The 17,613-nt window shown below is 69.5% G+C and carries 15 protein-coding genes; 2 read left to right on the top strand and 13 right to left on the bottom strand.

The features are described from left to right. Positions 1-137: 137 nt before the first annotated feature. Genes ACWEOO_RS39000 through ACWEOO_RS38990 form a run of 3 tightly spaced genes read right to left on the bottom strand, consistent with a single transcriptional unit; the run spans position 138 to position 1,956 of the window. On the bottom strand, positions 138-890 hold the full coding sequence (locus ACWEOO_RS39000; protein ID WP_452147335.1) for a ferredoxin reductase: 753 nt from the start codon (positions 888-890) through the stop codon (positions 138-140). Further along, entirely contained in the window at positions 860-1,459 is a 600-nt protein-coding gene (locus ACWEOO_RS38995) for a molybdopterin-dependent oxidoreductase (RefSeq protein WP_452147334.1), read from the bottom strand. The genes ACWEOO_RS39000 and ACWEOO_RS38995 overlap by 31 nt, the downstream gene beginning before the upstream one ends. After that, positions 1,459-1,956, bottom strand: a complete 498-nt coding sequence (locus ACWEOO_RS38990) for a Dps family protein (protein ID WP_452147333.1) — start codon at positions 1,954-1,956, stop codon at positions 1,459-1,461. The genes ACWEOO_RS38995 and ACWEOO_RS38990 overlap by 1 nt, the downstream gene beginning before the upstream one ends. A gap of 286 nt (positions 1,957-2,242) precedes the next feature. Here ACWEOO_RS38990 and ACWEOO_RS38985 point away from each other — a divergent pair, with 286 nt between their 5' ends. After that, positions 2,243-5,011 carry an AAA family ATPase gene (locus tag ACWEOO_RS38985; protein ID WP_452147332.1) on the top strand — a complete coding sequence of 923 codons (2,769 nt, stop codon included), beginning with the start codon at positions 2,243-2,245 and terminating at the stop codon, positions 5,009-5,011. Between the two features lie 19 nt (positions 5,012-5,030). On the opposite strand, the gene ACWEOO_RS38980 is transcribed toward ACWEOO_RS38985, so the two are convergent. From ACWEOO_RS38980 to ACWEOO_RS38970, 3 genes are all read right to left on the bottom strand, one after another. Further along, positions 5,031-7,757: an AAA family ATPase gene (locus ACWEOO_RS38980; protein ID WP_452147331.1), complete on the bottom strand. Its 2,727-nt coding sequence runs from the start codon at positions 7,755-7,757 to the stop codon at positions 5,031-5,033. Positions 7,758-7,918: 161 nt separating this feature from the next. Next, on the bottom strand, positions 7,919-8,692 hold the full coding sequence (locus tag ACWEOO_RS38975) for an SDR family NAD(P)-dependent oxidoreductase (RefSeq protein ID WP_452147330.1): 774 nt from the start codon (positions 8,690-8,692) through the stop codon (positions 7,919-7,921). After that, on the bottom strand, positions 8,689-9,618 hold the full coding sequence (locus ACWEOO_RS38970; protein ID WP_452147329.1) for an alpha/beta fold hydrolase: 930 nt from the start codon (positions 9,616-9,618) through the stop codon (positions 8,689-8,691). Before ACWEOO_RS38970 ends, ACWEOO_RS38975 begins: the two co-directional genes overlap by 4 nt. A gap of 198 nt (positions 9,619-9,816) precedes the next feature. Between ACWEOO_RS38970 and ACWEOO_RS38965 the strand changes: the two genes are divergently transcribed. Continuing rightward, on the top strand, positions 9,817-11,256 hold the full coding sequence (locus tag ACWEOO_RS38965) for an ATP-binding protein (protein ID WP_452147328.1): 1,440 nt from the start codon (positions 9,817-9,819) through the stop codon (positions 11,254-11,256). Between the two features lie 78 nt (positions 11,257-11,334). On the opposite strand, the gene ACWEOO_RS38960 is transcribed toward ACWEOO_RS38965, so the two are convergent. Genes ACWEOO_RS38960 through ACWEOO_RS38930 form a run of 7 tightly spaced genes read right to left on the bottom strand, consistent with a single transcriptional unit; the run spans position 11,335 to position 17,403 of the window. After that, entirely contained in the window at positions 11,335-12,273 is a 939-nt protein-coding gene (locus ACWEOO_RS38960) for an urease accessory protein UreD (RefSeq protein WP_452147327.1), read from the bottom strand. Further along, positions 12,270-12,980, bottom strand: a complete 711-nt coding sequence (ureG, locus tag ACWEOO_RS38955; protein ID WP_452147326.1) for an urease accessory protein UreG — start codon at positions 12,978-12,980, stop codon at positions 12,270-12,272. Before ureG ends, ACWEOO_RS38960 begins: the two co-directional genes overlap by 4 nt. An 18-nt stretch (positions 12,981-12,998) precedes the next feature. After that, positions 12,999-13,715, bottom strand: coding sequence for an urease accessory protein UreF (locus tag ACWEOO_RS38950; RefSeq protein WP_452147325.1), 717 nt, complete (start codon positions 13,713-13,715; stop codon positions 12,999-13,001). After that, positions 13,715-15,433 (bottom strand): urease subunit alpha, encoded by a 1,719-nt coding sequence (gene ureC / locus ACWEOO_RS38945; protein ID WP_452147324.1) that lies wholly within the window; start codon positions 15,431-15,433, stop codon positions 13,715-13,717. Before ureC ends, ACWEOO_RS38950 begins: the two co-directional genes overlap by 1 nt. Continuing rightward, positions 15,430-15,810 carry an urease subunit beta gene (locus ACWEOO_RS38940; RefSeq protein WP_452147323.1) on the bottom strand — a complete coding sequence of 127 codons (381 nt, stop codon included), beginning with the start codon at positions 15,808-15,810 and terminating at the stop codon, positions 15,430-15,432. Before ACWEOO_RS38940 ends, ureC begins: the two co-directional genes overlap by 4 nt. 8 nt (positions 15,811-15,818) lie before the next feature. Beyond that, positions 15,819-16,172 (bottom strand): urease subunit gamma, encoded by a 354-nt coding sequence (locus ACWEOO_RS38935; protein WP_452147322.1) that lies wholly within the window; start codon positions 16,170-16,172, stop codon positions 15,819-15,821. A gap of 4 nt (positions 16,173-16,176) precedes the next feature. Then, positions 16,177-17,403 carry a hypothetical protein gene (locus ACWEOO_RS38930; RefSeq protein WP_452147321.1) on the bottom strand — a complete coding sequence of 409 codons (1,227 nt, stop codon included), beginning with the start codon at positions 17,401-17,403 and terminating at the stop codon, positions 16,177-16,179. Positions 17,404-17,613 lie beyond the last annotated feature (210 nt).

Raw genomic sequence — 17,613 nt, 5'->3', positions numbered from 1 at the left:
TCGAGCTTGTCGACCGCGGCGATGTCGGTGCCCGGGTAGACCCGGGTGGCTCCCTTGAACGAGACAGTTGCCATGTCGCGCTTCCTCTCCTTCGCAGTTGGGCGAGTGCTGGTGACGGTGACGAGCGGGTGCGTTCGTCACCCGGCCCGGAGGCCGCCGAAGCGCTCGGTCCTGATCCGGCCGGGGTCGTGGCCCAAAGCCACCAGACCTCCGGACGCGTTCTCCACGAAGCCGGTCGGCCCGCAGATGTAGGTGAGCGGTCGCTCGGTGTCGGGCCATGCGACCTCGGACAACAACTCCTGATCGAGCCGGCCGCGATACCCGTGCCAACCACTCGGCAGTTCCCGGGTCAGCGTGACCGAGACGTCGAACCTGTCGTAGGTCGCGAACTGCATCAGCTCCTCGCGGTAGATCAGCAGCTCGAGCGAACGCGCCGAACTCAGCAGCCGCACCGGTGCCCTGCTGCGAATCGCGCGGTGGTGCCACAGCATCGACCTGAGCGGAACCACACCCGAACCGCCCGCCACCAGGAACAGGGGGTCACTGAGATCCCCGTCCCAGACGAAGTAGCCGCCGATCGGGCCGCGTACCTCGAGTTCGTCGCCCACGCGCAGCTCGTCCACGAGGTACGGGGACACCTCGCCGTCGTCGAGCCTCTCGACGGTCAGCATCACTCGCGGGTCCTCAGGAGCGGACCCGATCGAGTAGCTCCGCTGCGCCTGGTAGCCGTCCCGCGCGGTCAGCCGCAGGTCGACGTGTTGTCCCGCACGATGCCCGGTCCAGCCGGGAACTTCGAGCGTGATCGTTTTCGCCCGGGGTGTCACGAAAGCCGTCCCGACCACCGTCGCGGCCTGCCAGCTCAGTCGCCGCTGTAACGCTGTTCCCGCCACGGGTCTCCGTAGTTGTGATAGCCGAACATCTCCCAGAATCCGGGCTGGTCGACGGAACGCAGCTCCAGTCCTCGCACCCACTTCGCGCTCTTCCAGAAGTAGAGGTGCGGTACCAGTAGCCGGGCAGGCCCGCCGTGCTCAGGGTCGAGCGGCTGACTGTTGTACTCGTCCACCACCCAGGCCCGTCCGCCACGCACGTCGGCCAGCGGCAGGTTGGTGGTGTAACCACCGTCGGCGAAGGCCATCGCGAACGCCGCTTCCGTAGGCGCCGCCGCCAGCAACGTGTCGACCGAGACGCCGGACCAGGTCGTACCGAGCTTGGTCCACTTCGTCACACAGTGGATGTCCACGGTGAAGGTCTCGCGCGGCAGCGAGCGGAACTCCTGCCATGACCACGAGACCGATTCCTCGACCGCGCCGCGGATGGTGAAGCTCCACGCGTCCAGACGTGTCTGCGGCGTCGGACCCGCCGACAGCACCGGAAAGTCGTTCGTCACGTACTGCCCCGGCGGCACCCGTGCCGCGTCCTCGGTGACGCGCCGGCCGCGAAATCCCCGGGAGATCGCCATCAGAGCTTCTCCCCGAACTGGCTGCGCAGCAGCCACTGCTGCTTCTCCAACATCCGGACCACGTCGACGAGGACATCCTGGGTGACCAGGTCCGCCGCGCCGATCGGCGCCAGCCGCTCACGTACCCGCTCTGCCGAGCCCGCCACCCTGCGCGCGAGCTCCCAGATCACCGCATGGTCCGGCACGGAACGCACCGGCACCGGCTCGACCCGGGATCCGTCCGCCACCGCCACGGACTGACCGTCGGGGACGAAACCCAGGGTCACCGCGCGTTCGGCCACCAGGTCCGCAAGCTCGCGCCACTCCCCGACCAGGTCGTCGAGGAACAGGTGCACGCTGTGGGCCGCGGGGCCGACCACGCTCCAGTGCAACTGCTTGCCGACCAGGGACAGGTCGATCAGGTCCTGGAGCACCGCCTGCAACTCGGCGCCCACCGCGTTTCGCTCGTTCGGATTGTCCAGCGCCGGCAGGTGGACAGCATTCGCAACGGTTTCCATCGACCCATCTCCTCGACGTCGCGGCCGGCCCGGGGGATTTGGCGCCCTCGTCGCCGGCGATCATCACCGATCCCACCACCCGCGGCCGTCGTTCGCCTCCGGGACTTCACTGGTCCGGCCCACGGGTCCTCCCAGGCGAGGCTCAGGTGCCACCCATCCGCGGACGACGTCCGGCCCACCAGCCACTCGCCCCCGGTGACCCCGGGGCTCCTCGATGCCCGGGCCCGGGGGTGCACCCGTGCCGAACTCGGGCTACAAATCTGCCCGATCACGGCACGGTGGTGACGTGACGACCTTCCTCCCGGACACCGAACAACCAGCGGCCGCGAGCGACGCGCCCAGGCTGTACGGGCGCGCTACCGAGTGCGCCCGGATGGAGCAATTGCTGCAGGACGCCTCGACCGGACATGCCGTGGCCTTTCGGGTACTCGGCGAACGGGGCATCGGCAAGAGCTCGATGCTGGACTACCTGGCCCGGCGTGCGGACGGATACCGGGTTCTCCGGACGCGCGGTGTGGAGGACGAACGTGAGCTGCCGTACGCCGCGCTCCATCTGTTGTGCGCTCCGTTGCTCGAGGAACTGGAGCGGCTCGAGCCCGCTCAGCGGGCTGCACTCTCCACCGCGATCGGCCTCAGCGGCGGCGAACCGCCGGATCGCCTTCTGGTGAGTGTCGCAGCCTTGAATCTGCTCACCGGAGTCGCCGAACGCGATCCGGTGTGCTGTCTGGTCGATGACGCACACTGGCTGGACACGGCCTCGTTGCTGGTACTGGCGTTCGTGGTTCGTCGCGCCGAACGCAGCCGCTTGCTGATCGTGTTCGGCGAACGCGACCAGCACGGCGTGCCGGAACTCGACGGGCTTGCCGAGATGCGACTCGAAGGGTTGCCGTGGAGCGACGCTCACTCGGTCCTCCTCGCCGGTGCGCCCGGGCAGATCGACACGGCCGTGACCGAGCGGATACTGCTCGAGGCACGCGGCAATCCGCGCCTGCTGTTGGAGGCTGTCGACGGGGTCACCGCGGTCGGCCTCGCGGGGGGATACGCGATTCCGGCACCGCGTCCCGAGGCCGGGGATCGGGAGCACGACTGCGTACGGCGTGCGCAGCGCTTGCCCGCCGACGCGCGTCAACTTCTGCTGACCGTCGCTGCCGAACCGACCGGAGACCCGGGGCTGGTCTCGCGGGCGGCCGACGTACTCGGCATCTGCGGGCAGGCCGCAGAGATCCTGGAGGAACAGAACCTGCTGACCTTCGGGTCGCGGGTCGTGTTCGGCTGCGCCAAGCTGCGAGCAGCCGTCTATGCCGGCGCGACGCCGCCCGAGGTCCGCCTGGCCCACCGGGCACTGGCCGAGGCCGTCACGAGCGAGGCGGACGCCGATCGCCGGGCATGGCATCTGGCCCTGTCCACCAGCGGGCCTGACGAGCCGATCGCGGCCGGTCTGGAGCAGAACGCGGCGTTGGCCGAGGCGCGTGGCGGGATCGCCGCGCGCGCCGCCTTCCTCGAACGGGCCGCCCTGGGCACGGCCGACCCGGCCGTCCGTGCCCGGCGCGCCCTGTCCGCCGCGGACGCCCACCACGCCGCAGGCAGCCTCGACGTCGCGCAGCACCTGCTCACCATCGCGGCAGCTGGGCCGTCCGATCCGGCGCGGCAAGCAGAGATCGGGTTTCAACGGGCACGCATCGAGTTCGCCGCTCGGCGCGACGATGCGAGCCCACAGTTGCTGCTGGACGCGGCCCGTCAGCTCCGGACGCACTCGCCCGCGTTGGCCCGGTACGCGCACCTGGAGGCCCTCGCGGCAGCGATGCTCTCCTGCCGTAGTCCGGCCGCCCCCAGTGTTCGGACCGTCGCACAAGCCGCGCGGGACACGGCAGCCGAGGGGCTGGAAGATCCGGTCGACCTGCTGCTCGGCGCGCTGGCAGGCCGGGTTCTCGACCGGCCCGGCACTTCGGCGCGCACCCTCGGTCGGGCACTCGACGCCTTCTGTGGCGACGACCTGGACCCGGCGGCGCGAGGATGGTCCTGGCTGGCCGGCTGGGCCGCCGCTGACGGATGGAACGAGGAGCCGTGGGCGGCGCTGACCGCCCCGAACCACACTGCGCTGATCGACGTTTTCCGTGGCCGCTTCCAGGCCGCGCACGACGCCATCGCCCGCAGGAACACCCGCCACCTGGGCACGGATGTTCCGCTGCCGACCCCCGCATCTCTGATGCTCGCCGCCTGGGAAGGAAGACAGGACGTCCTTCGTGGGATGTTGCCGACGGCCCGCAGGCAGGCCCGGCAGCGTGCCGACGCCCTGACACTGACCGCTACGCACCTGGCGGAGGCGGTGCTGCACAACGGCGCGGGACACTACGAGCAAGCTCTGGCGGCGGCCCGCGAAGCCGTCGAGGCCGATCAGCTCGCACTGTCCGGCTGGGCACGCGCCGAGTTGATCGAAGCGGCGACGCGCTGCGGGCAGGGCGACGTCGCGGCCGCCGAGCTGTCCCGTCTCGATGCCGATGCCGACGCCGCGGCGACCCCCTGGGCGCTGGGGGTGCGAGCAGTCGCCCACGCACTGCTCGCCGACCCGCCGACGGCCGAGGCGTCGTACCAGGAAGCGATCGACCGGCTATCCGAGACCGGCATCCGAGTCCAGCTCGCGAGGGCCCAACTGCTGTACGGCGAGTGGCTACGCCGGCAGAACCGGCGCGCCGACGCCCGCGCGCCGCTCCGGGCCGCCCAGCAGACCTTCACGACGATCGGCGCCGAAGGTTTCGCCCGGCGCGCAAGCGCCGAGCTGCTCGCCACCGGGGAGCGGGTCCGCAAACGAAGCGTCGAGAGCGGCCGTGAGCTCACGACCCAGGAGTCCCGGATCGGTTACCTGGCGCGCGACGGGCTCAGCAACTCCGAGATCGGTGCTCGCCTGTTCCTCAGCCCGCGCACGGTCGAGTACCACCTGCACAAAGTGTTCGCGAAGCTGGGGATCACTTCCAGGACGGAACTGCACCTCGTCCTGCGGGCGGCTGCCGATGCCCTGACCGGCGACGGGCCGGACGTCCTGACCGCGGGCCGTTGAGGGAGGGGACGGCTCGTGGTCAGCGCTGCAGCTGTCGCCTGGACGTGAGACCGAGCTTTGCGAAGACCTTTCCGAGATGCCACTCCACCGTGCGCGGGCTGAGGAACAACCGGTCGGCGATCTCCGCGTTCGACAGGCCGTCGCGCACCAGCCGGACGATCTGCGACTCCTGGGACGTGAGCGTGCTGGACACCGCGTTCGGGTCCTCTCGAACCTTCTCGCCGGCCGCGCCGAGCTCGCGCGCGGCCAGAGCGGCGAAGGAGACCATCCCCCGTTCGATGAACATCGAGTGCGCGGTGCGCAACGCGCGGCGCGCATCGTTCCGCCTGCCGCGGCGTCGCAGCCACTCCCCGTAGTGCAGGTGCACCCGCGCCAGTTCGCCGCTGATCCGGGTGCGCTCGAGTCGCGTGATCGCTTCCCGGAAGTCCGACTCGGCAGAGTCGTCGTCCGCCAGCATCGCCCGGCACCCTGCCGTCACGCCGAGCCCCCAGTCGGTGCCGCTGGCCTCCGTCATACTGGTCAACCGTGCCAGGGCTCGTGCGGCCGTCCCGGGCCGGCCGGCATGGGCAGCCGCGGTGACCAGCTCGGCCAGGGAACACAGCGTGACGTAGCCCATTTCGCGCTGCGATTCCGTCGCTTCGAGCGCTGCGGTCACCGCCTCCTGGTAGCGGCCCAGGCTGTTCGACAACAGGGCTCTCAGCCAGGCCACGGCGATGAGCGTGACTCCCTCGCCGCGCCTGGTCGCGTCATCGGCCATCGCGGCGAGCATCTCGGTCGCCTGCTCGTCCTGTCCGCGCCAGATCGCCAGCAGCAGGCCTCCGTACGAGGCATCGAAGATGCCCGTCGCCTGACGAACGGCGTCGAAGTCCTCCACCAGCGACGCTGCCTTGGCCAGCTCACCGTGGACCACGAGGTTGACGATCTGCATCGTCAGCGCGATCGGCAGCGAGGCGCGGCTCTCCTCCCGGGCCCGCTGCTCATAGCGGCGACTGATCAGGTCCCAGGCCTCGTCGTCCCAGAGGTCCACGGCGATCGTGCCCACGAACCATTCCAGGAGAAAGCCGAACTCACCGGTCGGCGTCGTGTCGCGGAACGCGGCCACGGCCCTCTTCAGAACCGCGGCGGCCGCCGGATAACCGTCGCGGTACCGGATGGCGAGACCATGAATGAGCATGTCGGGGATCGTCTCGGGTCCTGCCCGAGGGGAATCGTGCGCCGCTTCGGCCAGCTCACGCAGCGTGAGACCGGGGGCGACGTCAGCGAGGAACCAGCTCGCCCGGATCGCCTCCAGATGTGTGTGACGCGCCGTCCGGGCGTCGATCTTCTCGAGTCGCGTCGCGGCCTGGAACAGCGATTCCGTCGCATCGCGGCCGCGTCCCAGCGCGAAGGCGCTGCGGGCGTACAGCACGTCGGCCTGTGCCCTTTCGAGAGCGTCCAGGGGGCTCGCCTCGGCCAACGCGATCAGCCGCGGTGCCGCGGTCGGCATGCCACCCGCGTAGGCCGCTTGCGCTGCCGCGAGCAGGCGCCCACCGCGCTGCTTCACGTCCGGCGTCAACCCGGCGGCGCGCTCCAGGAACGCCGCGGCGGCGGCCGCCGCCCCACGGCCGTACGCGCGCCGGGCACACTCCTCCAGTTCGGCGGCGATGGCCTCGTCCGGCGCCTCGGCGGCCGCGGCGCGATGCCATGCCCTGCGATCGGGATCTGTGCGGGGATCGGTCACCTCGCCCAGAGCCCAGTGGGCGCGGCGACGCTCCTCGCTGGTGGCCGCCCGATAGATCGCTGATCGCAGCAACGGGTGCCGGAAGCGAACCCGTGAGCCGAAGTCCACGAACCGCTCCGCCGCCTCCCGCGACGCCGCCTCGGCATCCACCGCGATCCCGAGACTGTCGACCGCACGCCACACGAGCCCCGGATCGCCGACCGGTTCGGCCGCCGCGACCAGAAGCACGCGTCGCGTCGTGGGCGACAGCGTGGCGATCTGACGCCGGAAGCTCTCCTCGATGCGGCCCGGCAGGACGACCGGGCCGAACGGACCGAATCCGCCTTCCAGTTCGGCCCGAGTGAAGCCGCGTGGTAGCTCGAGCAGAGCCAGTGGGTTGCCTCGGCTCTCCGCAACGACGCGATCGAGTACGCGTTGATCCGCCGGCCCCGGGTAGGCCGATGCGAGCAACGCCCGGGCCTGGTCGTCGGACAGTCCGCCGACCCGGGTATCCGGTATCCCGTTGAGCTCGGTGACCTCGCCGCCGTCCGTGGGCTCGCGGACGGCGAAGACCATCGCCACCGCCTCGGCGCGCAGCCGCCGCGCCACGAAGCCGAGGACCTGCGCCGAGGCACGGTCCAGCCACTGTGCATCGTCGATCAGGCACAGCAACCGACGGTCTCGTGCTGCCTCGCCGAGCAGCCCCAGGACAGCCAGACCTACCACGAAACGGTCCGGCGGCCTGCCGGAAGCAATGCCGAAGGCGACGCGCAGCGCCTCCTGCTGCGGCGTGGGCAACATCTCCAGCGACTCGAGCACCGGCGCGCACACCTGGTGCAGGCCGGCGAAGGCAAGCTCCTGCTCTGACTCCACGCCACTTGCGCGCACCGAACGCCAGCCGTCAACCCGCCCTGCCAGGTACTCGAGCAGGACGGTCTTGCCGATCCCCGAGTCGCCGCGAAGGACCAGGGCCCGACTCTCACCCGACCTCACGTCGTCGACGAGGCGGTCGAGCAGGTCGCACTCGTCGCGCCGGAAGTGCACCACTGGACTAACGCTTCGGATCCGGCAGCACTGGACGTTTCGGCCGCGTCGACCTGCGCATCATCGCGAGACCTCCTACGCTCCGTCGGCAGTCTGTCCGAGCATCCTATGCTCGCTCACAGGTGCCGAGGAGCGCGGAGGCCCGGGACCGGGCTCGCAGACGGCTAGTTGCGTCCGGCCATCACTCCGCCGTCGACGTTCAGAATCGTGCCTGTCACCCAGCCGGCCTCCTCCGAGAGCAGATAGGTGATGGCCGACGCGACGTCCTCGGCCGAGCCCACACGACCCAGCGGGTGGAAGCCGTTGAAGCTCTCGATGGTCGCCTCGATCTGCTCCGGCGGAACGAATGCCTTGTAGATCGGCGTCGCCACGACGGCCGGCGCGACGGCGTTGACCCGGATCTGCTGTTCACCGAACTCGAGAGCCAGGTTGTGAGTCAGTGCGTGCAGCCCGGCCTTACCCATCGAGTAGGCACTGGACGGCGTTGCGGCGATGGCCTGGTGGGCCCACATGCTCCCGATGTTGACGATCGCACCTCCGTGACCTGCCGCGACCATTCCGCGCACCACCGTCTGCGTCAGGAAGAAGATGGCCCGGCTCAGCTCCAGGTACGAGTCGTAGTCGCCCCCGTCGTGGTCGAGGAACGGCTTCGGGACGAAGACGCCGGCCGCGTTGACCAGAAGCGTCGCGTCGGGGTGCTCCGTCGCCAGTTGGTGCTGTGCCCTGGCGACCTCGTCACGGTCGGCCAGGTCGGCCACGATTCCCCAGGCCTGGCCGTCGCCGGACAGCGTCTTCACCGTCTCGTCGACGTGGTCCTGGTTGCGGCCGACGATCACCGCCGTACCGCCGCCCCGGACGACGTCGATGGCGGTCTGCCGCCCCATCCCGCTGCTTCCGCCGATCACGACCAGCTTGTGACCGTTGAAGTTGTACGTCATGAGTGTTCTCCAATCCCTGTCATTTCGTGTTGTCCTGCGGTCATCGCGTGCTTGCCCGGGGGTGCGACCCTGCGACTGAGGAAGTCCCGCACCAGTGCGGCTACCTCGGGGCCGGCGCTCTCGAGAAGGAAATGGCCTCCCTCGAGGAGGTGGACCTCAGCGCCGGCGGCATCCTTCGCGAAAGCCTCTGCGCCGGCCGGGCCGAAGATCTCGTCGCCACGGCCCCACACCGCCAGCACGGGCACACCGCTGGAGCGCAGATACTCATGCAGATCCGGGTACATGGCGGGGTTCGTCTTGTAGTCGCGGAACAACGCCAGTTGGATCTGGTCGTTGCCAGGCCGCGTGAGCAGGTTGTAGTCGTGATGCCATGTGTCCGGGCTCACGAGCGTCTCGTCGGGTACGCCGGTCACATATTGCCAGCGAGTGACCTCGAGGGTCAGCGCCTGCCTGATGGCTGCCTCGGTCTCAGGCGTCTGTTCGCGCTGGTAGTCCCAGACGGTTCGCCAGAAGCTCTCCACGAAGCCGGCGTCGTACCCGTTGCCGCTCTGCGTGATCATGGCGGTGATCGCGGCCGGGGCGCGCAGGGCCAGCCGCCAGCCGATCGGCGCGCCGTAGTCCTGGACGTAGAGCGCGTACCGTTCGACGCCCAGAACGGCGAGCAGGCCGGCGGTCAGGTCGGCCAGCGCATCGAAGGTGTACTCGAAGTCGTCCGCCGACGGAGCATCTGACAGGCCGAAGCCGAGATGGTCCGGAGCGATGACCCGGAAGTTCTCGGCCAGCATGGGGATGAGGTTGCGGAACATGAAGGAGCTGGTCGGGAACCCGTGCAGGAGGACGACGACGGGCGCGTCGGGCGGACCGGCCTCCCGGTAGAACAACTGCCGTCCGGATACGTCGGCGTACCGGTGGTGAACAGGTGGCATCTCCGCTTCTCCTTCGAATCGCTGGTGAGGTGTCGGCCCTGACGAGCTGCGCCTGCGGATTCTCCTCACCATGGCGGCGAGCTGTTGCTGTTCGCCTCCGGCAGTTCCCCGGTGGACTGCGGGACCGGCGTGCAGAACCGGGGTGCGGCTGGTGTCTTCCCGGACTCGGCCTGCCGGCCGGGTTCAGACAATGTCGGCATGGTGACCCGAACCGTGCCGTGCGACGCGGCCGAGCTCAAAACGCTGTTTCTGTTCGAGAAGCTCGACGAGGGACAGCTGGACTGGCTGTGCCGCAACGGGCGGGTCGAGCTCTTCGAGGCCGGCTACATCTACCGCGAGGACGACGTCGCGACCTCGTTCTACGTACTGCTCGAGGGCGAACTGGTCATCTCCCGCCGGGTCGGCCACGAGGACGTCGAGATCAACCGGACCAGTCAGGTCGGCGCGTACGCCGGAGCCTGGCGCCCGTTCTTCGGCGACGGCGTGAGTCAGACGCTGGACAACACCCTGCGGGCAACCCGGCCGTCACGGCTGTACGTCCTGGCCGCGGACAGGTTCGCCGCCATCATGCGGGAGTGGTTCCCGATGCCGCTGCACCTGCTGGAAGGGCTGTTCCTCGGCATGAAGAACACCCAGCGGGCGATCAGTGAGCACGAGAGGCTGCTTGCCCTGGGCTCCTTGTCCGCGAGCCTGATGCACGAGCTGAACAACCCCACGGCAGCAGCGATGCGTGCGACCGCCGCATTGCGGGAACGCCTCGCCGGGCTGCGGCGGACTGAGTCGTCCGTCCGACACGATCTCGGCCCTTCCGGTTGGAAATCGCTGGAAACTCTTCAGCAGCGGGCCCTTCGGCACTTGACCGAGGCTCCGTCGCTGAGTCCGCTCGATGCGGCGGACCGTGAGGACGAGCTGGTTGACTGGTTCGAGGCACGCGGAGTCACCGCCGGCCGGCGGACGGCGCCCACCTTCGTGCAGGCAGGATGGAACGCCGAGTGGCTGGAAGCGGTCGCCGAGGCAGTCTGTCACGCCTCGGTCCTCGACGATGCGTTCGACTGGCTGCACCACACGATCGACCTCGAGCTGTCACTGAACGAGATCGACGACTCCACGTCCCGGATCTCCACCCTCGTGACGGCAGCCCAGCAGTACTCGCAGGTGGACCGCGCGCCGTACCGGGAGGTCGACCTGAACCAGCTTCTGGAGAGCACCCTGATGATGCTGGCGCACACCATCGGCGACAACATCACGGTCGTCAGCGATCTCGACCGCAGCCTGCCCGCCGTTCCGGTCTACGCTGCAGAGATCAACCAGGTGTGGACGAACCTCGTCGAGAACGCCGTCTACGCGATGAACGGTCGCGGCCGGCTGAGTGTCCGCACCGCGCGCGACGACGACCGGGTCCTGGTCGAGGTCGGCGACACCGGACCGGGCGTGCCCGAGGCGATCCGGAGCCACATCTTCGAGCCCTTCTTCACGACCAAACCGGCCGGAGCGGGACCCGGGCTGGGCCTGGACATCGCCTGGCGGATCGTGGTCGGCAAACACCACGGTGAGCTGTCGGTCGAGTCGTCACCAGGAGACACCCGCTTCACCGTGCGCCTGCCGCTGACATCAGAGACGCAACGGCCCGCGTACTGACCGACGCGCGCCGCGCCGTCACAGTAATCACAGCCGGGCCAGCTCGGCGAGCGCAGCCGCGGCGGCGCCGACGGTGCTTCAGGCCTTGCGGAGGTCGGGAACGGGTGCGCCGAGGAGGTCGACGCGCGCCCGCTCCCAGGTGGCACGCATCGCGGCCTGGACGGCCGCGGACTTGTGGCCCAGAGCCCGCACGGCCGCGCCGTGCCCCGCCGGCAGCTCCGTCACTCCGGCCAGGACCTCCGGTACGGCGGTGAGCGCGTCCCGCAGGCGCGCGACCAGTTCGGAGGCGGGCGTGCGGGAGCACAGCACGTACAGGCTCGCCAGCACGTCGTAGCCGCCGAGTACTCCCGGCGAGGCCGGACTGTCGAGCTCACCAGGCCGTAGCCGCAGTGTGTCGGCGAACCAGAGTGAGCCGTCCGTCCCACGGACCTCGGTGTCGGCCCAGTACACGTCGTACGCATGGCGTTCGCCGCGTGCCATCCTCCCCGGCAGGAGGATCTCCCCGAAGATCACCGTCGCATCCGAGCCGACGGTCAGGCAGGTCCTCTGGTACAGCCGAGAGCCGCGGAACGGAATGACGGGGTCCGGCAGATACTCGAGCACACCGCCGGCACCGACGTGCAGGTTCACCAACTGCGTCGCGAAGTTGCCATGAGCCCTGAAGACCTTGGTGGCAGCCTGCGTGGTCAGGTGGACGGCCGCACCGGGCGCACAGTCCACGTCCACCCGGTACCGGTCGCCCTGAACGAAGCCGTCGCCTTGCTGCTGCAGGAAGACGAAGGCCATGTCCGGCCGCGCCGGGTCCAGATAGATCGGCCGGTAGACGTAGAGCGGTGAGCGCTGGTACTGCCGGACGACCCTGGTGCTGCCGCCGCGCGGCGCCAATGCCAGATCCAGAACCCCGAGCTTTCCCGCGGCGCCGACGCCCAGCGCGTCCTGCACGTCCGCGCCGAACGCGAGCACCTCGGCGGGCAACGCCGTGGGCGCGCACCAGGTCAGGTCGTCCCGTTGCGTCATGCCGGAGCGAGCTCGCCGATCACCGCACGGATCCGCCCGGCGACCTCGTCAAGACCATCGCCTGTGAAGCAGTTGGTGAACACGAACGGACGGCCGGCACGGACCGCGCGGGCATCCCGGTCCATCACCGACAGGTCGGACCGGACCAGGTCGGCCAGGTCCACCTTGTTGATGACCAGGAGATCCGAGTGTGTCACGCCAGGACCGCGCTTGCGGGGGATCTTGTCGCCCTGGGCAACATCGATCACGAACACGAAGTAGTCGGCGAGGGCGGAGCTGAAGGTCAGGGTCAGGTTGTCGCCACCGGACTCGACGAGGACGACGTCGGCGTCGGCGAAGCGGTCGGTCAGCTCGGCGACCGCGTCGAGGTTCATGCTCGGGTCGTCGCGCACCGCGGTGTGCGGGCAGGATCCGGTCTCGACGCCGACGACCCGTTCGGGCGCCAGCACACCGGCCAGGGTGCGCCGTACGTGGAGCGCGTCTTCACTGGTGAAGATGTCATTGGTGACGACCACCGGCCGGTGGCCCGCAGCGACGAGCATCGGGACCAGGGCTTCGATCAGCGCCGTCTTGCCGGAGCCGACCGGGCCGCCAATGCCGATCCGCGGGATGCCCGGAGCCCGGACCTCCGCGAACGGCGCGGGTTCCTCATCGTGACCATGACCGTGGCCGTGGCCGTGGCCGTACGAGTCCGTGAGTGCTTCCATCAGCTCTTTCTCCTTCTCTCAGCTGGCGAACAACCGCAGCTCGGTCTCCTCGTGCTGCATCGCCATGACGTCCAGCAGCGGTGCGCAGTTGGAGATGTCGGGGACGTCCTTGTCAGCAGCGGACAGCGCCGCCGCAGCCAGGGCATCGCGTACGCCGCGCAGCACCGCCTGCGCCGTTGTGTGGTCCGTCACGGCCAGCCGCACCGCGGCCGCCACCCAACCGGCGGCGAACGCGAAGAGCTCGCCCGCGACCGACTGCAGGCGTGGTATGCCAAGACAGGCGCTGAGGACGCCGAGCACCACGGCGTGGTTGCCCGGTGATCGTCGGCTCGCGATCTCTCGCTCGAACGACGTGAGCGCGCCGGCACCGAACACCGGTGTCGCGGCCCGCAGCAGCGCACGCCCCGTACGACTCGACGTCTCCCGTGCCTCCCGGGACAGCTTCACAGCGGTCAGCCGCTGGTCAGCCCGCGTGACCAACTCCAGGTCCAGCGAGTCCGGGCCGGTCGTCGCGCGGTGACCGCAGGCCAGCGCGACACCCTCCGACGGTCCCACAGCCAGACGTACGTGGTCGCGGAGCAACCCCGCCAACGTCGCGGGGTCGCTCGGCGTGGCCAGCCGTCCCGATTGCGCCATCGTCTCCAGGCCGTACGACAACGTGTAGCGACCGCTGGGAAACGCCGAGTCGGTCAGCTGCAGCACGGACAGGAAGCCCGCCAGCTCATGACTGGCCATCAGACGATGTAGTAGAGCTGGGACATCGGAACCTCGGTCGACGCGGGCACCACGGCCGGCCGCCCGTCCACCGTCACCTGGTAGGTCTCGCTGTCGATCGCGATCTCCGGGGTCAGGTCGTTACGCACCATCTGCGCCTTGCCGACCGTGCGGCAGCCACGCACCGGTTCCGTCCACCGGTCGACGCCGAGGCGTTCCACCACCTGCGCCTCCGCCGCGGCCTGCGACACGAACGTCACCGACGTACGGCCCGCCGCCTTCCCCCGTCCGGCGAACATCGGTTGCAGCAGCACCGGCTCCGGCGTCGGGATCGAGGCGTTCGCGTCGCCCATCACCGACCACGCGACCGCCCCGCCCTTGATCACGTACTTCGGCTTGACCCCGAAGGTGTTGGTCGGCCACAGCACGATGTCAGCCAGCTTCCCCTGCTCCAGGGACCCGACGACGTGCCCGATCCCGTGCGTCAACGCCGGGTTGATCGTCAGCTTCGCCAGGTACCGCAGGATGCGCTGGTTGTCGTCCCCCGTGGTCTCCCCGGGCAGGCTCCCGGTCACCTTCTTCATCTTGTCCGCAGTGCGCCAGCAGGTCGACACGGTGTCCCCGACGCGTCCCATCGCCTGCGAGTCCGACGAGTACATACTGAGCACACCCATGTCGTGCAGCACGTCCTCTGCGGCCTCGGTCTCGGCGCGGATCCGCGACTGGGCGAACGCGACGTCCTCGGGATTGTCGGGGTTGAGGTGATGCGTCACGATCGTCATGTAGAACAGGTTGTCCGTCGTGTCCGTGGTGTACGGACGGGTCGGGTTGGTCGACGACGGCAGGACGTTGGGCAGGGAAGCGATCGCCATCATGTCCGGTGCGTGGCCGCCGCCCGCGCCCTCGGTGTGATAGCTGTGGATCGTCCGCCCGTCGATCGCATCGAGGGTGTCCGCCAGGTACCCGCCCTCGTTGAGCGTGTCGGCGTGCAGCGCGACCTGGACGTCGTACTCGTCGGCCACCGTCAGCGCACAGTCCAGCGCCGCCGGCGTCGCACCCCAGTCCTCATGGACCTTGAGCCCGCAGGCGCCCGCCTCGACCTGCTCACGCAAGGCCTCCGGCCGGCTGCTGTTTCCCTTGCCCATGAAACCCACGTTGACCGGCAGGGTCGCGGTGGCCTCGAACATCCTGGCCAGGTTCCACGGACCGGGTGTGCATGTCGTGCCCTTGGACCCGTCGGCTGGACCGGTGCCGCCGCCGAGCATCGTGGTCACCCCGCTGGACAGCGCATGCGGAACCTGCGCCGGTGTCAGGAAGTGCACGTGGGAGTCGATCGCGCCCGCGGTCGCGACCAGTCCCTCGCCGGAGATCACCTCGGTTCCCGGCCCGATCAGCAGGTCGGCGGACACGCCGTCCTGCACCTGCGGATTCCCGGCCTGTCCGATCCCGACGATCCGTCCGTCCTTGACGCCGATGTCGGCCTTCACGATGCCGATCACCGCATCTATCACGACGACGGAGGTGATCACCAGGTCCAGCGCCCCGTCGGCGTTGCGCAGGCCGGGCACCTGCGCCATGCCGTCGCGGATCGACTTCCCGCCGCCGTAGATCGCCTCCTCGCCGGGAAGGATCAGGCTGCGTTCGACCCGTGCCACCAGCTCGGTGTCGGCGAGCCGGAACCGGTCGCCCACGGTCGGACCGTACAGCGACGCGTACTGCCTTCTCGGAACCGTCGTCACGACTGCTCCTCCGCCCGGACGAACCCGCGTTCGCGGGCCCGGGCAAGGGCCCGAGCTCGCGAACGCGGGTTGGCAGCGGCACCGTCGAGCAGCCCGCTGAACCCGATCACCCGGCGCGCGCCACCGAACTCGGCCAGGTCGACCTCGCGCTCGTCGCCGGGCTCGAAGCGGACCGACTGGCCGGACGGCACGTCGAGCCGCATGCCCAGCGCCGCCGCCCGGTCGAAGTCCAGAGCCCGGTTGATCTCGAAGAAGTGGTAGTGCGAGCCGACCTGGATCGGCCGGTCGCCGGTGTTGCGCACCGACAGCTGCGCCGTACGCCGGCCCGCGTTGATCTCGACCGGTTCCTCTGACAGCAGCCACTCGCCTGGAATCATCTCGTCTCCTAAGGAATCGGGTTGGCAACAGCGACGAGTTGGGTCCCGGTCCGGAACGTCGCCTCCACCTGCACCACGTTGACCATCTCGGGAACTCCGGGCAGCACGTCCTCCCGGGAGAGCACGTGCTTGCCCAGCTCGGTGACCTCCGCGACCGACCGGCCGTCCCGGGCCGCTTCCAGCAGCGCCTCGGTGATCAGTGCGATCGACTCGGGGAAGTTCAATTTCAGGCCGCGCTCACGGCGCCGGCGGGCCAGCTCCGCGACCTGGTAGACCAGCAGCTTCTCGATCTCCCGCGGGCTCAGCATCATCGACGACACCCAGGTCTCGATGCGCGGCTCCCCCGGACCAACCTCGGCCATCTCGTCAGAACCCGGCGAGGCCCTGCGGGCTGTTGTACGGGATCTCCACGCTGGTCACCTCGTCGAGCGTGCCGTCCGGCTGGACGGCGTACCCGACCAGCTTCGAGGCGTTCGCGTAGATCTGGTACAGGTAGCTGCCGTCCGGGGTGATCAGGTTGTCGCTCGGTCCGCTGCTGACGGTCCCGTTCAGCGCCCGGAACGTCCCGTCGCCCGGCACCTTGGGGCAGGCCGAGTCGTGCACCAGCGAGACCACATCGCCGTCGATGCGGAAACTGCTGATGTTGCTGTAGCCGAAGTTGGTCGCGAACACCCATTGGTCGTCCGGTGAGACCGCGAGCCAGCACAGCTCTGACGGCAGGCCGGCGCTGGTGTCGATCTTCACGACCGGACCGGTCCCGATCCGGCCGTCCTCGCCGAGCGTTGCCAGCGCGACCCCGTCCGCGACGGCGTAGCCGATGACGAACTGGCCGGGCCGGTGGTGCAGGAACGCGGGGTAGAACGGCGAACCGCCGCCGCCGTCCTGGAACATCCCCTCGCCCAGCGAACCGTCCGGCTGCACGTGGAACACGACGATGCCGTCCGGGTCCGGAGCGTTCGACGCCACCGACTTCTTCGAGCCGTCGGGCTGGTCCGCCCACAGGATCGGCGACCCGTCCGGGTTCGGCTTCGCGGGCTCGTCGAACGTCGTGCCGACGACGAGGAACCTCTCGTCCGGCGACAGCACGACCATGGTGGACACCCGCAGTGGCTTGTCCGGGGTGTTCACCGTATATCCCTGCGGCCGCGCCTTCAGCTTGCCGTCGGCATCGACCGACATCAGGCGGACGTGATCGGGCCCGAACGAGTGCAGCACGTAGAGCGTGCCGGTTGCCGGCAGGTACGCGAGCGACTTGGCGGTACCACTGCGCCCTGTCACGATGTTGCCGGTCCGCTTGACGTCGATGAGCGTGAGCTTGCCGTCCTCACCCACGCCGAAGCTCGAGACCGAGTTGTCGCCGCCGTTGGTCGCGAACAGGAGCCGCTTGTCGGTGGTCAGGATCACGCTGCCCGCGGCCTCGAAGGCGTTCGGCGCGCTCTCCTGGCCACTGATCGGCTTGTAGACACCGGATCCGGCGCCTCCGGTGGGGATCCGCTCCACCTCGCTGATCGTCCCGTCCGCCGCGCGGGCGTAGTGAACGACGAAGTTCCTCACCTCGTTCGTCTGGATGTACAAGTGGCCAGGGGCCGACATGCCTCGCTCCATCAGTGTCTCTCCCAATCTTGATCCGACGACCACGGCCCGCTTGCCGGGACGAGCGGTACGTCGCAAGCCTGGAACCGCGCCAAGGCGCGTCGCGTCGGGGAACACCCGGGCCTACGACCCCGGTCACCCGGCACCCGGCGGTCCGACCCGGCGATGCCCCAGGGGAACACGGATGCGATCGGAACGACCCGCTTGCTT

It is taken from the genome of Kribbella sp. NPDC004138, assembly GCF_053603655.1.
Note: the sequence above shows the minus strand (reverse complement) of the source record. Positions and strands in the feature narration are given on the sequence as shown.

What these genes read in the sequence shown, in the direction of transcription:
- ACWEOO_RS38990 (WP_452147333.1), bottom strand. Translation starts at nt 1,956, where the DNA reads ATGGAAACCGTTGCGAATGCTGTCCACCTGCCGGCGCTGGACAATCCG.
- ACWEOO_RS38970 (WP_452147329.1), bottom strand. Translation starts at nt 9,618, where the DNA reads ATGCCACCTGTTCACCACCGGTACGCCGACGTATCCGGACGGCAGTTG.
- ureG (WP_452147326.1), bottom strand. Translation starts at nt 12,980, where the DNA reads ATGGAAGCACTCACGGACTCGTACGGCCACGGCCACGGCCACGGTCAT.
- ACWEOO_RS38950 (WP_452147325.1), bottom strand. Translation starts at nt 13,715, where the DNA reads ATGGCCAGTCATGAGCTGGCGGGCTTCCTGTCCGTGCTGCAGCTGACC.
- ACWEOO_RS38930 (WP_452147321.1), bottom strand. Translation starts at nt 17,403, where the DNA reads ATGTCGGCCCCTGGCCACTTGTACATCCAGACGAACGAGGTGAGGAAC.
- ACWEOO_RS38935 (WP_452147322.1), bottom strand. Translation starts at nt 16,172, where the DNA reads ATGGCCGAGGTTGGTCCGGGGGAGCCGCGCATCGAGACCTGGGTGTCG.
- ACWEOO_RS38975 (WP_452147330.1), bottom strand. Translation starts at nt 8,692, where the DNA reads ATGACGTACAACTTCAACGGTCACAAGCTGGTCGTGATCGGCGGAAGC.
- ACWEOO_RS38960 (WP_452147327.1), bottom strand. Translation starts at nt 12,273, where the DNA reads ATGACGCAACGGGACGACCTGACCTGGTGCGCGCCCACGGCGTTGCCC.
- ACWEOO_RS38965 (WP_452147328.1), top strand. Translation starts at nt 9,817, where the DNA reads ATGGTGACCCGAACCGTGCCGTGCGACGCGGCCGAGCTCAAAACGCTG.
- ACWEOO_RS38995 (WP_452147334.1), bottom strand. Translation starts at nt 1,459, where the DNA reads ATGGCGATCTCCCGGGGATTTCGCGGCCGGCGCGTCACCGAGGACGCG.
- ACWEOO_RS38940 (WP_452147323.1), bottom strand. Translation starts at nt 15,810, where the DNA reads ATGATTCCAGGCGAGTGGCTGCTGTCAGAGGAACCGGTCGAGATCAAC.